14 protein-coding genes are annotated in these 13,870 nt (G+C 39.0%); 7 read left to right on the top strand and 7 right to left on the bottom strand.

The annotated features are described in order from the left end of the window. Positions 1-108 precede the first annotated feature (108 nt). From HY063_00805 to dut, 4 genes are all read right to left on the bottom strand, one after another. Complete coding sequence (locus HY063_00805) at positions 109-948, bottom strand: DUF4292 domain-containing protein (protein ID MBI3500311.1); 840 nt, start codon at positions 946-948, stop codon at positions 109-111. 74 nt (positions 949-1,022) lie between these two features. Next, positions 1,023-2,771, bottom strand: a complete 1,749-nt coding sequence (locus tag HY063_00800; GenBank protein ID MBI3500310.1) for a tetratricopeptide repeat protein — start codon at positions 2,769-2,771, stop codon at positions 1,023-1,025. A 51-nt stretch (positions 2,772-2,822) separates the two neighbouring features. Beyond that, positions 2,823-3,836, bottom strand: a complete 1,014-nt coding sequence (locus HY063_00795) for an NTP transferase domain-containing protein (protein MBI3500309.1) — start codon at positions 3,834-3,836, stop codon at positions 2,823-2,825. Positions 3,837-3,842: 6 nt separating this feature from the next. Next, the gene (dut, locus tag HY063_00790) at positions 3,843-4,277 is read right to left on the bottom strand and encodes a dUTP diphosphatase (protein ID MBI3500308.1); all 435 of its coding nucleotides are present in this window, start codon (positions 4,275-4,277) and stop codon (positions 3,843-3,845) included. Positions 4,278-4,354: 77 nt separating this feature from the next. Between dut and HY063_00785 the strand changes: the two genes are divergently transcribed. Then, the gene (locus HY063_00785) at positions 4,355-6,121 is read left to right on the top strand and encodes a toxin-antitoxin system YwqK family antitoxin (GenBank protein ID MBI3500307.1); all 1,767 of its coding nucleotides are present in this window, start codon (positions 4,355-4,357) and stop codon (positions 6,119-6,121) included. Next, positions 6,121-7,257 (top strand): aminotransferase class V-fold PLP-dependent enzyme, encoded by a 1,137-nt coding sequence (locus HY063_00780; GenBank protein MBI3500306.1) that lies wholly within the window; start codon positions 6,121-6,123, stop codon positions 7,255-7,257. Before HY063_00785 ends, HY063_00780 begins: the two co-directional genes overlap by 1 nt. Before the next feature lie 45 nt (positions 7,258-7,302). Here the strand turns inward: HY063_00780 and gcvH are convergent, their stop codons facing one another. From gcvH to HY063_00765, 3 genes are read right to left on the bottom strand one after another with little or no spacing between them, the layout of a single operon-like run. After that, positions 7,303-7,683, bottom strand: coding sequence for a glycine cleavage system protein GcvH (gene gcvH / locus HY063_00775; GenBank protein ID MBI3500305.1), 381 nt, complete (start codon positions 7,681-7,683; stop codon positions 7,303-7,305). Between the two features lie 52 nt (positions 7,684-7,735). Continuing rightward, positions 7,736-8,482, bottom strand: coding sequence for an ATP-binding cassette domain-containing protein (locus HY063_00770; GenBank protein MBI3500304.1), 747 nt, complete (start codon positions 8,480-8,482; stop codon positions 7,736-7,738). Further along, positions 8,479-9,234, bottom strand: a complete 756-nt coding sequence (locus tag HY063_00765; GenBank protein MBI3500303.1) for an ABC transporter permease — start codon at positions 9,232-9,234, stop codon at positions 8,479-8,481. Before HY063_00765 ends, HY063_00770 begins: the two co-directional genes overlap by 4 nt. A gap of 62 nt (positions 9,235-9,296) precedes the next feature. On the opposite strand from HY063_00765, the gene HY063_00760 reads away from it, so the two are divergent. The 5 genes from HY063_00760 (at position 9,297) to HY063_00740 (ending at position 13,855) form a co-directional block, all read left to right on the top strand. Further along, positions 9,297-9,452 carry a hypothetical protein gene (locus tag HY063_00760; GenBank protein MBI3500302.1) on the top strand — a complete coding sequence of 52 codons (156 nt, stop codon included), beginning with the start codon at positions 9,297-9,299 and terminating at the stop codon, positions 9,450-9,452. 94 nt (positions 9,453-9,546) lie between these two features. Continuing rightward, complete coding sequence (locus HY063_00755) at positions 9,547-9,795, top strand: ferrous iron transport protein A (GenBank protein ID MBI3500301.1); 249 nt, start codon at positions 9,547-9,549, stop codon at positions 9,793-9,795. A 27-nt stretch (positions 9,796-9,822) separates the two neighbouring features. Further along, complete coding sequence (feoB, locus tag HY063_00750) at positions 9,823-11,778, top strand: ferrous iron transport protein B (protein MBI3500300.1); 1,956 nt, start codon at positions 9,823-9,825, stop codon at positions 11,776-11,778. A gap of 60 nt (positions 11,779-11,838) precedes the next feature. Next, positions 11,839-12,495, top strand: coding sequence for a sprT domain-containing protein (locus tag HY063_00745; GenBank protein ID MBI3500299.1), 657 nt, complete (start codon positions 11,839-11,841; stop codon positions 12,493-12,495). 73 nt (positions 12,496-12,568) lie between these two features. Further along, complete coding sequence (locus HY063_00740; protein MBI3500298.1) at positions 12,569-13,855, top strand: aminotransferase class I/II-fold pyridoxal phosphate-dependent enzyme; 1,287 nt, start codon at positions 12,569-12,571, stop codon at positions 13,853-13,855. Positions 13,856-13,870: the final 15 nt, after the last annotated feature.

Raw genomic sequence — 13,870 nt, 5'->3', positions numbered from 1 at the left:
TCCTTTTTCTTTTGGGTTTGTGCAAAGAGAGATGAAAAGGAAATAAGGGAGATAAGGAAAATAAAGGATATAAGAAATTTTATATTCACCCTATTGCCCATAGTTTCTCTATTTCTTTTCAATCCTTTCATATCCTTCAGGAATGGTAAACGGAAAGTTCTGCGGTTTATTGGCGCTGGCTTTTGTGTATTCAAGATGCACTGTGATAATATTATTTGTCTTTATGAAAAAAGTCAAATCAAACGGAACAGAAATATTTTTTACTTCTCCTTCGGGCAAATCCACATTTTGAAAATCAGTAAAGTGTGCATCAAATTCTCTTCCAGAGCCAAATTCTCTGAACAATATTCTGGTAATCTTAAAAGTGCTGTCGAGCATCCAGATGCTTTGCGCAGGTTCTTTCAGTTCTTTTCCTTTCACCATTACTTTTCTTAGTTTTCGTTTTCGAATGGTGCCGAGAAAATACCGGCACGAATCAATTCCTGGTCTTAATTTTTCGTCTTCTTCGTAAAACTCCACATTGTTTCCTATCAGTAATGACTGAAGAATTTCCAAATCAATTTCTGTCTTCAGAGTTTTTGTAAGCGTATCATATCCGCCAACATAATATTTTCCTCTTCGATCAAAAAATTTAATACTATCTTTTGTAGCTAAAAATCGAATTCCTTCAATGCCCATAACTGAAATCGTAGCCCAGATAACGCTATCTTTTTTCATCCGCAGTGCCACATTGAATTCGGTTTCTTTTTCGTCAATGACAACTTTTACTTTTGCTTTCCCTGCGAAAGTTGAAAACTTCGTTTGATTTTCTTGCAGAAGACGAGTAAGGGTTCTGGAACTTTTATAATCCAGCCGGCATCTCTCCGGGCGGTGCGGAATATTTTTTTTCGTTTTGCAGGCAAATAGAAAAGGAAGAATGAATAAAACTATTTTTAAATATTGCTTCACAGCAACCAAGTTAAAGTTAATCGTTGCTTGTTGGTCGGATGGATGGTAAAAACTATTAACCGTTAACTTTTAATTTATTCATACATTTTTTTGTCAGAAAGTTTTTTGTCAAGGAAGTCAGAATATTTTCCGGTGGCTTTTGCTTTCTGCCAATATTCAAATGCTTTGTCTTTCTGCCCGAGTTGGTATAAAATATCTCCGTAATGTTCCATGAGCGTTCCGTTTTTTTCTCCGCCATGTTCCAGCGCTTTTTCCTGCCAGCGCTTGGCTTCATCGAATTCTCTTTTCTTATAAAGCACCCACGCATAGGTATCTTCATACGAGGCATTGTCTTTTGCCAATTGATTTGCGCGAAGCCCCATTTTTTCCGCCTTGTCTAAATTTTCATTTCGAAGAGAAAGGTAATATGCCCAGTTGTTCATCACGTTTGCGTTTTCAGGGTCAAGATTAATGGTCTTTTCATAATTGTCATCCGAGAGTTTATATTCTTTGGTTGCGTTGTAACAATCTCCGAGAATGGAATAAAACTGCGCGAGCAATTTTTTATCTCCGGCCACATAATCTTTTCCATTGTTAATGGCTTCTATCGCCTGCTTGTAATTTTTCTTCTGATAGTTGGCGCTCGCATTAAAAATATACGAGTAGGGTTCAGAAGGAAATAATTCGATTGCCTGTCGGCTGTCGGCTTCCATCGCATCAAAATCGCCCAACTGCTCATCGAGCACCATGGTTTGCTGCCAAAGAGGATAGCGGGTTTTATCGAGCGCAATTGCTTTGCGAAATGCTTCGCGCGCTTCGGCACTTTTTCCATCACGGTTCAGAAAATCGCCCTGCAAACTATAAGTTTTTGCATCGTGCGGATGCACGCGAAGAAGAATATTTATGAGCGTATCGGACTGCGCTCTTTCCTTTTTAAATTTTTCCGGAACATTAAAATATCCTATGAGAATTTTTACTTTGCTGTCAATATCAAGGTCGGGATTTTCAAACGCAATCTTCACATGAAAAAATGCTTTTTCATCTTCATTCAGCGATTCATAATAATCTGCCAGCATGAGATGTGTTTCCGGGTCGTTCGGTTCAAGGGAAAAAATCTTCTGGCAAACCTGCATGGCGTCATCGGGCTTGTTGTTCTGCAGGTAAAGTTCGGCAAGCCCGCGCAGGTATTTTACTTCGTGCGGATTTGTGTTGATTAATTTTTGCGCTTCGGCAACTGCTTTGTCAAATTGGTTTTGCGAAAGGTAAATTCTTTCTTTTTCCAAAGTAATATCTTCTGTCACTCCAAGCATTCCTTCAATCTGGTCATACACATCAATTGCATCTTTAACTTTTCCTGCGTGAAGAAGCGCAGAAGCCCAGAGAAAATAATAATCTAATTTGTTTGGATTTTTCTTAACGAGTTTTTCAAAAGCGGAAGAAGCCTCATTGAACCTGCTGGTTTCCATAAAGCATTTTGCCAGCAGAAGCCGGTACCATTCGTTGTTTTCATCGAGTGAAACTGCCATCTGCGCATACGAAATTGCATCGGCACATTTATGCTGCTCACTCAGAATATTTGCAATTTCATACAGCGATGCAGAATGGTTGGGATAAACATCGAGGCATTTTTTGAATTTATCAATTGCTTCGGGATAATTTCTCTGCATTTTCTGAATCAATCCGTCCGTAAAATTTATATCGAGTTTTTTTTGTTCGGCAAAAGACAAAGGAAGTTTTTCGTTTTTAGAATCCGCAGAAGTGTGAGTGCCTGGCTGCGGGGTTTTACAGCCGGAAACAAAAATTACAGCCGAGACGAAGAACAGATTCACAACTATTTTTTTCATAGAAATTCTTTAACGAAGAGAAGTTACAAATGTTTTATTCTAAAATACAAATCAATTTTTAATTATGGAATAATCCCCCACGCTTGCGTCATTTGAATTGCCGGAAAACTCCACAAAATTTCCAAGCATGGAGTTGGAAAGTTTTGCGTTCTTAATTTTAGAATTGGTTTGCACAATGGAATTTTCTATTGTAGAATTTTCTATTACGGTGTTATCTCCAATGGAAGCGAACGGACCAATGGCAGAATTTTTTATCTGAACATTTTCTCCTATAAAACACGGAGAAATAATTTTTGAACTCGCATCAACTTTCGGGTTGGAACTTTTTCCATTTTCATAATAAGTTTCCAAAATTCTTTTGTTGGTATAAACGGTTGCATCTTTATTTCCGCAATCGAGCCATTCGGCAACTCGCGAAGTAATGAATTTAGTTCCTTTCTTTTTCATATTCTCCATTGCATTTGTCAATTGGTATTCGCCTTTCTCTTTTATAGTATTGTCTATGAGATACTGCATTTCTTTTTTCAGGTAAGCGCCATCTTTGAAATAATAAATTCCGATAATCGCCAAATCAGAGATGAAAGTTTGCGGCTTTTCCACAAAATCGGTAATGAATCCATCCTTGTCAAGTTTCACCACACCGAACTGGCGCGGGTCAGAAATTTTTTGCACCCAAATGATTCCATCTTTGGTTGTATCAACCTTTGCGTTCAAGTCGGGAATGAAAAGCGTGTCGGCAAAAGCAATTAAAGTTTTTCCATCCAAAGAATCTTTCGCGCAAAGAATTGCGTGCGCGGTGCCGAGCGGTTCATCCTGATAATAAATTTTTCCTTTCGCGCCTAAGTTTTCAGCAACGGCAAAAAGATTTTTTTCCGCATCACTTCCGAATGCGCGCGAAATAACAAATGCTACTTCTGAAATTTTTTCCGGACAAATTTTTGCAAGGTCTTGCACAATGCGCTGCACCATTGGCTTGCCTGCAATCGGAATCAGCGGTTTTGGAATAGTGAGCGTGTGCGGACGCATCCGTTTTCCCATTCCCGCCATTGGAATAATTACTTTCATCAAAAATTATTTTTTGCCGGTGCTGCCAAAACCGCCAGCGCCTCTTTCTGTTTCCAAAAGTTCTTCCACCTCCATCCACTCGGCTTGTTCGTGTTTTGAAATCACCATTTGTGCAACGCGCTCCCCATCTTGTATAGTAAAATCCGCATTCGATAAATTCACAAGAATCACTTTTATTTCTCCGCGGTAATCCGCATCAATTGTTCCGGGTGAATTCAGAACGGTGATTCCGTGTTTTGCCGCAAACCCGGAGCGCGGACGAATTTGCGCTTCATACCCCATGGGAAGTTCAATGAATAATCCTGTCGGAACTAAAAACCGTTCAAGAGATTTTAAAACAATTGGCGATTCCAGATTTGCTCTCAAATCCATTCCAGCAGAAGCCATTGTAGCATAGGATGGAAGCGCGTGCTTTGACTTGTTTATGATTTTGATTTTCACCATGACAAATTTAGTATAAATAAATGATGCCGAAGTTCAATTTAATTTTACCTTACATTTGAAAAAGTATTTTTTATATGAAACGCATTTTATTTTCCTCTTCATTTTTAATTTTTAATTTTTCATTTTTAATTTCTTTTGCTCAGCCCGTCATCACGTATTGGGATAAAGGCGAAATAAAAAAGAAAACCGAAGAGAATTTCAAAAACGGAATTCAACACGGAAAATTTTCACAGTGGTATCAGAATGGAAAACTTGCGCGCGAAGGAAATTATGCGGAGGGTTTGGAAGAAGGCGAATGGAAAAAATGGTTTGAGAATGGAAAGCAGGAGAGCGTTGATAATTATTCGAAAGGAAAACTGAACGGCAAAACAACTATCTGGCATCCGAACGGGCAAATGGCGCAAATAAGTTTTTACAAATTTGACCAGCCCGACAGCGCGTGGCAAACCTGGTACGATAACGGAAAAAAGAAAAGCGAGGAAAATTTTCTGGCGAAAGAAGTGACGAACAAATGGGTGAGTTACAAGAACGGAAAATTTTTGTATTGGTATTTGAATGGAAATCCATCGAGTGAAGGATTTTTCAAAATGGATTCGCTCGTGGGAAAATTCGCAAGTTATTTTGAAGACGCCAAAAAACAATCGGAAGGAAATTATTCGAAAGGAAATAAAAACGGAACATGGAATTACTGGTACAGCAATGGAAAGCCAAAAGAAGAAAGAAAATATTTATCAGACAATAATTATCTCGTCATGAATTTCTGGACAGAAGACGGAATTCAAAAAGTAAAAGATGGAAATGGCTTTTATGTTTTTTACGATGCAGTTGGAATAAAACTCCGCGAAGGAAACTTGAAAGAAGGAAGAGAAGATAGCGAATGGATTCTCTGGAACAGAGAAGAATGGAAAGAACATTCTGTAACTTTTAAAAATGGAAAGAAGGAAGGCAAGTGCCTAAATTATTTCAAGAGCGGAAAAATTAAGAGTGAAGGAAATTATTCGAACGATAAAAAAAACGGCTACTGGAAATTTTACCGCGAAGACGGAACGCTTGAAATGGAAGGAACATTAAAAGATGATTTGCAAACCGGCAAGTGGATTTACTGGTTCGAAAATAAAAATAAAGAAGCAGAAGGATATTATAAAAATGACAAGCAGGATTCTTTGTGGCAATATTGGTATTTCAAAGGCGCGTTATGGAAAAAAGGTTTTTACAAGGATGGAAAGAAAAATGGGAAGTGGGAATTTTTTTATAAGAACGGAAATAAAATTGAAGCCGGAAAATTTTTAGATGACAAGCAGGATAGTTTATGGATTTCGTGGTACGAGAACGGACAGAAAAAAGACGAAGGGAATTTTGTTCGCGGAGTGATGAATGGAAAATGGATGGGCTGGCATGATAACGGAAATAAAAATTATGAAGGCGGATACAAAGACAGTGTGAAAACCGGAATATGGAATTACTGGTTCAGCAATGGAAAACTACATCAGCAGGGAAATTATGCGAACGGAAAACAAGAAGGACAATGGACCTATTGGTACGATACCGGAATTAAAGAGAGCGAAGGAAAATTTGAAAATGGTGAGCGCGATGCAAAGTGGATTTTCTACTATGAAACTGGAGGATTATACCAGGAAACAAATTACAAATACGGAAAACTTGCGGGCGAAATAAAAACATGGGATGAAAGCCAAAAACTTATAAGTGTTGGGCATTATGCACTCTCCCGCCCGAATGAAAAATCGGAATGGGTGAGTTTAAAAAACGGGGAATGGATTTTTTACGATGAGAAAGGGAATATTCTTCGCAAAGAAATTTACAAGAGCGGAGTGAAGCAGTAATGATTTACCTCGATTACAATTCCACAACGCCTGTTGACCCGCGCGTACTGGAAGCAATGCTTCCTTACTTCACAGAAAAATTTGGGAACGCGGCAAGCAAAACTCATTCGTATGGATGGATTGCAGAAGCGGCAGTGGAAAAAGCACGGGAGCAAGCTGCAAAACTAATTCATGCAACTCCGCACGAAATAATTTTTACTTCAGGTGCAAGCGAAGCAATCAATCTTGCCATCAAAGGAGTTTTTGAAAATTATTCTGCGAAAGGCAATCACATTGTCACTATTTCCACTGAACACAAAGCCGTTCTTGATACTTGTAAATTTCTTGAAACGAAAGGCGCGCAGGTAACTTATCTTCCGGTGAACCGGGAAGGATTAATTGATTTGGATGAACTGCAAAAAAATATTTCAGAAAAAACAATTTTGGTTTGCGTGATGTTTGCAAACAATGAAACAGGAGTGATTCAACCCATCAGCGAGATTTCAAAAATTGTTCATGAGAAAGGGTCCATATTTTTTTCGGATGCCACACAAGCCATTGGAAAAATAAATGTGGATGTTGAAAGTGATGGAATTGATTTGCTTTGCATGAGCGGACATAAATTTTATGGCGCGAAAGGAATTGGCGCTTTGTATGTGCGAAGAAAAAATCCCCGCGTGAATTTATCTCCGCTCATTCACGGTGGCGGGCACGAACGCGGATTGCGAAGCGGAACGCTGAATGTTCCTGCTATTGTCGGGCTCGGAAAAGCAAGCGAACTTGCGAAAAAAGAAATGTGGAATGACGCGCAAAAAATTTCAGAACTCAGAACTTTGCTTGAACAAAATCTTTTGGACTCGGGAAATGTGTATGTGAACGGAAGCATCAAACATCGTTTGCCAAATACAACTAATTTATCTTTTCAAAATATAAAAGCTGATTCGTTTATAGCAAAACTTCCGGACATTGCTGTGGCAACCGGCTCCGCCTGCACCTCTGCAGTTCCTGAACCTTCGCACGTTTTGAAAGCGATGGGAATCTCAGATGAAATGGCATATTCATCTATAAGATTTTCATTGGGAAAATTTACAACGAAAGAAGAAATAGAAACCGTAATAAAAAAAGTGAAAGAAAAAATTATTGAGTTACGTAAATAATTTTTTGAGATTCTTCGCTTCACTCAGAATGACAAACAAAGTTTGTCATTTCCCAATCATCTTTTTATATTCATCAGCCGACATCAATTCATTTGCTTCGGCAGGATTGGAAACAGAAATTTTAATCAGCCATCCTTCGCCATAAGAATCTTTGTTCACCAGTTCGGGATTGGAATCAATTTTCGAATTCACCTCAAGAATCTTTCCTCCAACCGGCATGAATAAATCGGAAACAGTTTTCACCGCTTCAATGGTTCCGAATATTTTTTCTTTTTCAAGCGTTTCGCCTTTTGTGCCGATATCCACAAAAACAATATCGCCCAATTCTCCCTGCGCAAATTCAGTGATGCCCGCATACGCTTCATTGCCTTCCATGCGAAGCCATTCGTGGTCTTTGGAATACTTTAAGTTGGATGGAAAATTCATACTAATATTTTTTTTTGAGTTTGCAAATATAAAATTAGTTGTGTTCAATAAATTATTTCCTGAGTTCCTTCAGCATTTTTGCAGTGCCGACAAATTCATTCACTTCTTTATTTTCTGTGTGAAGAATATCTTTGCTGCTTCCTTCCCACCATTTTTGTCCTTTGTAAATAAAAACCACTTTATCTCCTATGCCGAGAACGGAATTCATATCGTGTGTATTTACAACGGTGGTAATATTATACTCATGTGTAATTTCTTTGATGAGGTCATCAATCACCAGGGAAGTGATAGGGTCTAATCCCGAGTTGGGTTCATCGCAGAAAAGATATTTCGGGCTCAGCACAATGGCGCGGGCAATGCCCACGCGTTTTTTCATTCCTCCGCTGAGTTCCGAAGGAAAAAGTTGATTGGAGTTTTCCAGATTCACTCTCTTCAAACAAAAATTAATTCGCTCTTTTTTTTCTTCTTCACTTATTTCACTGAACATGGAAAGCGGAAATCCTACATTTTCTTCCACCGTGAGCGAATCAAAAAGCGCTGCGCCTTGAAAAAGCATTCCCATTTCTTTGCGGAATTCTTTGCGGGTTTTAAAATTCATTTGCGAAAAATTTCTGCCGTCATAAAAAATTCCACCGCTGTTTACTTCTTCCAAGCCCACAATGCATTTCATCAAAACGGTTTTTCCCTGCCCGCTACCACCAATCACAAGCGTGTTTTTTCCCTGTTCAGCCGACATAGAAATATTTTTCAGCACTTCTTTTTCCCCGAATGATTTGGATATGTTTCTTACTTCTATCATGCGAGTAAAAGTTGCGTGAGAATAAAATTGAAAGTGAGAATTAACAAACTGCTGTACACAACTGCTTTTGTACTGGATAATCCCACTTCAAGCGCACCGCCTTTTGTATAGTAGCCGTGATAGGCAGGAACAGAAGCAATGATGAAAGCAAACACAACGGTTTTTATCAGCGAATACGTTACATTAAAGAAACTGAATTCATATTGAATTCCATAAATATATTCGTAAGGAGTAACAACATTTGTCAGAACTCCGAAAATCAATCCGCCTAAAATTCCGGTGAACATGCTGATGATAATAAGGAATGGGTTTATGAAAACCGCAGCAATTATTTTCGGAAAGATGAGATAGGTTGCGGAATTCACGCCCATGATTTCAAGCGCGTCAATTTGTTCGGTCTCGCGCATGTGCCCGATTTCGGAAGCAATGCTTGAGCCGACTTTTCCTGCGAGAATCAAACTTACCAGCGTTGGAGCAAATTCGAGGATAACGGAATCGCGCGTAGTAACTCCCACTGCATACAGCGGAACCAACGGGCTTGTAAATCCAAATGCCGCCTGAATGGTGATAACCGCTCCCATGAAAACTGACATGATGAGCACGATAGGCAAAGAGCCGACTCCCAATAAATCAATCTCCTCAAAAATTCTTTTTCGGAAAACTTTTCCTTTTTCCGGTTTGCTGAAGGAACGGATAATGAGGGAATAATATCTTCCGATATGAAAAAAAATATTTGAAATAAATAAAAGCATTATTGCGAAAATAGGGAATATCTACAAAGGAGAATCGTTGTTGAATTTGTATCTTTGTCCGTATGATTAAACGATTGATATATCTTTTTATTTTTTCCCTGCTCTTTTCCGGCTGTTTTATTTTCCGCCCGAAAAATAAATGCGGTGATTGCCCTGAATGGAATAAAAAAAGCAGCCGTGCTCAGCAATTTCTCATCCGTCATTCAAATAATACCTGATTTGAAAATACCTTCTTTTAGGTAGTTCCTTATTATATATGTATGGTTATATTTGTTGTGCCCCGTGAAACAAAAAAAGTTTAACAGGGTGAATATGAAAAACGGAAAGGCAATTAAAAATACGCTCGCACATTTGCGCAAAGGAGAAAAAGCAATTATAGATTCTTTTACCGATGTGGAAGTTTCTTTAAAACTTCTCGAAATGGGTTGCCTGCCGGGAGAAATGATTCAGGTAAAAAATATTGCACCGCTTGGCGACCCGATTGCGATTACCGTTGCAGGATACACGCTTGGCCTGCGCAAATCGGAAGCATCCGCTGTTATTATCAGGCGCACCCGATAAATTTTCTTTATAGAATTTTTTTTTACTTTGGAACAAGATACAAGGTTAAAGGTCGCGCTTATCGGAAATCCCAACTGCGGGAAGTCCACGCTGTTTAATGTTCTTACCGGATTAAATCAAAGCACTGCAAATTTTCCGGGCGCAACGGTGGATAAAAAAACCGGCTCGGCAAAAATTAATTCCACATCGGTTGAGTTTATTGATTTGCCGGGCGCATATAGTTTGAATGCAAAATCGCCCGATGAAAAAATCGCAGTTGAAATTCTTCAGGACAAAAATAATTCCGACTATCCTGACTTGACAATTTATGTGGCAGATGCTTCCAACCTAAAAAGAAGTTTGTTTCTCGCTACGCAGATTATAGATTCAAAAATTCCAATGTTGATTGCGCTTAATATGATGGATGTGGTGGATAAGCGTGGAATGGAAATAAATTTCGAAATGCTTTCTGAAAAACTTGGCGTGAAAATAATTCCCATCAGCGCGCGCGAAGAAAGAGGAATAGAGGAATTGAAACAAGCGCTTTTTTCCGATACAAAAATTCCGAAAGAAATTTTTTCCGAACAGCAGCTTGCCGGGAAAAATGATTCGCAGCAAACCATTGAGCGCTACCGGCTCATTACAGAAATTATTTCAGATTGCCTGAAGTTTAAATCAAAACCCGAAGAAGATATTTTTTCTTCGCGCACCGATAAAATTCTTACGCATAAAATTTGGGGCTATGCAATTTTTCTTTTCATTCTCTTTTTAATTTTCGAATCCATTTTTGTGATTGCTTCTTACCCCATGCAGTGGATTGAATCTTCGTTTACATTTTCTTCACAGTGGGGCGCAGCGCATTTGCCCAAAGGAGAATTTTCCGATTTGTTAATGAATGGAGTTCTTGCCGGCCTCAGCGGAATTGTTGTTTTCATTCCGCAGATTGCACTTTTATTTTTTTTTATTTCCATACTCGAAGATACCGGCTACATGGCGCGTGTGAGTTTCATCATGGACAGAGCCATGCGAAAGTTTGGCTTGAACGGGCGCTCGGTAATTCCCCTGCTGAGCGGAGTTGCCTGCGCGGTTCCTGCCATCATGGGAACACGAACTATCAGCAACTGGAAAGAAAGATTGATTACAATTATGGTAACTCCGCTGATGAGTTGTTCCGCGCGATTACCTGTGTATACTTTATTAATTGCACTGGTTGTTCCGGCAAAAAAAGTTTTTGGCTTTTTCAATATGCAGGGAATAATGCTGATGTTGCTTTACCTGATTGGATTTTTTGCCGCCATCGGTTCTGCTTTCGCTATGAAATATTTTATCAAATCGAAAGAGAGAAGTTTTTTTATCATGGAACTTCCGCCTTACCGTTCTCCGCGCTGGAAAAATATCGGGCTTGCAATTATTGACCGCGTGAAAGTTTTTTTGTTTGATGCAGGAAAAGTGATTATTGCAATTTCAATTATTCTCTGGGCGCTTGCCTCGCATGCTCCGGCTGATAGTTTTCAGAAGATTGAAAAAAAATATACCGATTACAGTTACCGCGGAGATTATTCCGATGCGGAAATAAATAATAAAATTGCCTCTGAAAAACTCGAAACATCCTACGCAGGCATTCTCGGAAAATTTATCGAGCCCGTCATTAAACCGCTCGGCTTCGACTGGAAAGTTGGAATTGCACTGGTAACTTCCTTTGCCGCGCGCGAAGTTTTTGTGGGAACCATGGCAACTATTTATTCGGTGGGAGATGCAAACAATTCGCACTCCATCCGCGAGAAGATGAGAGCAGAAAAAAATCCTGACACACTCAAGCCGAAATATTCATTCGCAGTGGGGTTGTCGCTCATGCTGTTTTATGCTTTTGCCATGCAGTGCATGAGCACGCTCGCAGTTGTTTACCGCGAAACAAAAAAATTAAAATGGCCCGTGATTCAGTTTTTCTATATGGGAGCGCTGGCTTATCTAGCGAGTTTCGTTGTTTATAATTTTTTTAAATAATATTTTTTATTCGCATTAGCCGTATTTGTTTCATTGGTACAATTCGTATATTAGAATCCTATGAATCAACGGGAGCGTAATAAATTCATTCTTCGAAAATATATTCCCGAAAAATCCGTTGACATTATTGCGGAGTGGATTTACAAATATAATTTCAAACTCAAAATAAAAAAATCGCGCGCGTCAAAAGTGGGCGACCACATGCCTCCGCATAACGGGAGAAATCATGTCATCACGGTTAATCATGATTTGAATAAATATTCTTTTTTTGTAACACTTGTGCATGAAATCGCGCATCTTATTACGTGGGATAAATACAAAGGAAAAGTTTTTGCGCATGGAAAAGAATGGAAAGCCGAATACAGCAAACTGCTGAATCATTTTTTGATTATGAATTCAACTCTTTCCGAAGAGGAAAAACTTTTTCCAGATGATATTTATTCAGCGCTGAAAACTCATATGTTCAGCCCTGCTGCGGCAAGTTGCTCCGACATAAAACTTACACGCGTACTTGATAAATATGATGGCAAAAATTTTTTAACGCTCGAGCGAGTTGCCATTGGCTCTTCTTTCCGAATTGTGCATTCAAAAAATAAATTCTCAAAAGAAATTTACATCAAAGGAGAAAAAAGGCGAACCCGTTTCAATTGCATCCATGCGCATACAAAACGCGCATACCTGATTCACGCGCTCTGTAAAGTTATATTAATATCGTAATTTTCATAGGAGAAAATCTATGGAGGTGCAAGGGAATAATTTCTATTTTAGCAATACATAACCAATCTGTTTTATGAATGCAACTTCTACGCTCGAAAAAGAACTTATTGTTTCCGACATTGCGGAAAATCTCATCGGCTCTGAAATTATCAAACTTGCATGGGAAGTAAATGATAAGATTAAGAAAGGAGAAAAAATATACAACCTCACCATTGGAGATTTCAATTCCAAAATTTTTCCGATTCCAGATGAACTGAAGAAAGAAATTATTTCTGCGTATCAAAGCGATGAAACAAATTATCCGCCCGCAGAAGGAGTTCCAGAGTTGCGCAATGCAGTTTGCCATTTCCTGAACCGCCTGCACGGTTTCAATTTTAAAACTGAAAATGTAATTATTGCCTGCGGTGCGCGCCCGATTATTTATGCGATTTACAAAACCATTCTTGACCCGGGTGATACGGTGATTTTCCCGGTGCCTTCGTGGAATAATAATCATTACGTTCACTTGTCTTCTGCAAAACCAATTCTGATTGAAACAAAACCGGAAAACAATTTCATGCCTTCGGCAAATGATTTGAAAAAACATGTTAAGAACGCAACGTTGATTTCACTTTGTTCTCCTTTGAATCCAACGGGTACAACGCTCACAAAAGAATCACTCGCGGAAATCTGCGATTTGATTCTCGAAGAAAATTCCCGCAGGGAAATCGGAACCAAGCCGCTCTATTTAATGTACGACCAGATTTACTGGACGCTCACTTTGGGAAATACAAAACATTTCGACCCGGTTTCACTTCGCCCTGAAATGAAGGACTACACAATTTTCGTTGATGGAATTTCAAAAGCGTTTGCTTCCACCGGAGTAAGAGTTGGATGGGGAATGGGTCCGAAAAAAATTATTGATAAAATGAAATCCATGCTCGGTCATGTGGGCGCGTGGGCTCCGCGGCCGGAACAAATGGCAACTGCGAGATATTTAATGAATGATTCGGCTGTGGATAAATATCTTTTTGAAATCAGAAAAAATATTAATGAGCGCCTTGTAAATTTTCATAAAGGCTTTCAGAGTTTGAAAAAAGAAGGATTCAAAGTAGATTCCATTGCTCCGCAGGCGGCAATTTATCTTGCGGTACAGTTTGCGTTGCACGGACAAAAAACTTCCGATGGAAAAATTCTTGCAACCACAAAAGATGTTACAAAATATATTTTGGATGAAGCGAAAGTAGCGTTGGTTCCTTTTTATGCATTTGGCGCTTCGGAAGAATCAAACTGGTATCGCTTATCGGTTGGCACGTGCAAGCCGGAAGATGTGGATGGAATTATTTCCAATCTTAGAAATGCGCTGAAGAAACTTTCTTAAGAAGAATAGTTTTCG

Source organism: Bacteroidota bacterium, assembly GCA_016195025.1.
GTDB lineage: Bacteria > Bacteroidota > Bacteroidia > Palsa-948 > Palsa-948 > Palsa-948.
The sequence above is the reverse complement of the archived record's forward strand: the minus strand, read 5'-3'. Positions and strand labels throughout refer to the sequence as shown.

Bases quoted from the DNA above. Each gene is read 5' to 3' on its own strand.
- HY063_00770 (MBI3500304.1), bottom strand. From the start codon at position 8,482: ATGATAGAAGTAAGAAACATATCCAAATCATTCGGGGAAAAAGAAGTG.
- HY063_00795 (MBI3500309.1), bottom strand. From the start codon at position 3,836: ATGAAAGTAATTATTCCAATGGCGGGAATGGGAAAACGGATGCGTCCG.
- HY063_00755 (MBI3500301.1), top strand. From the start codon at position 9,547: ATGAAAAACGGAAAGGCAATTAAAAATACGCTCGCACATTTGCGCAAA.
- HY063_00765 (MBI3500303.1), bottom strand. From the start codon at position 9,234: ATGCTTTTATTTATTTCAAATATTTTTTTTCATATCGGAAGATATTAT.
- HY063_00760 (MBI3500302.1), top strand. From the start codon at position 9,297: ATGATTAAACGATTGATATATCTTTTTATTTTTTCCCTGCTCTTTTCC.
- HY063_00745 (MBI3500299.1), top strand. From the start codon at position 11,839: ATGAATCAACGGGAGCGTAATAAATTCATTCTTCGAAAATATATTCCC.
- HY063_00785 (MBI3500307.1), top strand. From the start codon at position 4,355: ATGAAACGCATTTTATTTTCCTCTTCATTTTTAATTTTTAATTTTTCA.
- HY063_00740 (MBI3500298.1), top strand. From the start codon at position 12,569: ATGAATGCAACTTCTACGCTCGAAAAAGAACTTATTGTTTCCGACATT.
- HY063_00780 (MBI3500306.1), top strand. From the start codon at position 6,121: ATGATTTACCTCGATTACAATTCCACAACGCCTGTTGACCCGCGCGTA.
- gcvH (MBI3500305.1), bottom strand. From the start codon at position 7,683: ATGAATTTTCCATCCAACTTAAAGTATTCCAAAGACCACGAATGGCTT.
- HY063_00800 (MBI3500310.1), bottom strand. From the start codon at position 2,771: ATGAAAAAAATAGTTGTGAATCTGTTCTTCGTCTCGGCTGTAATTTTT.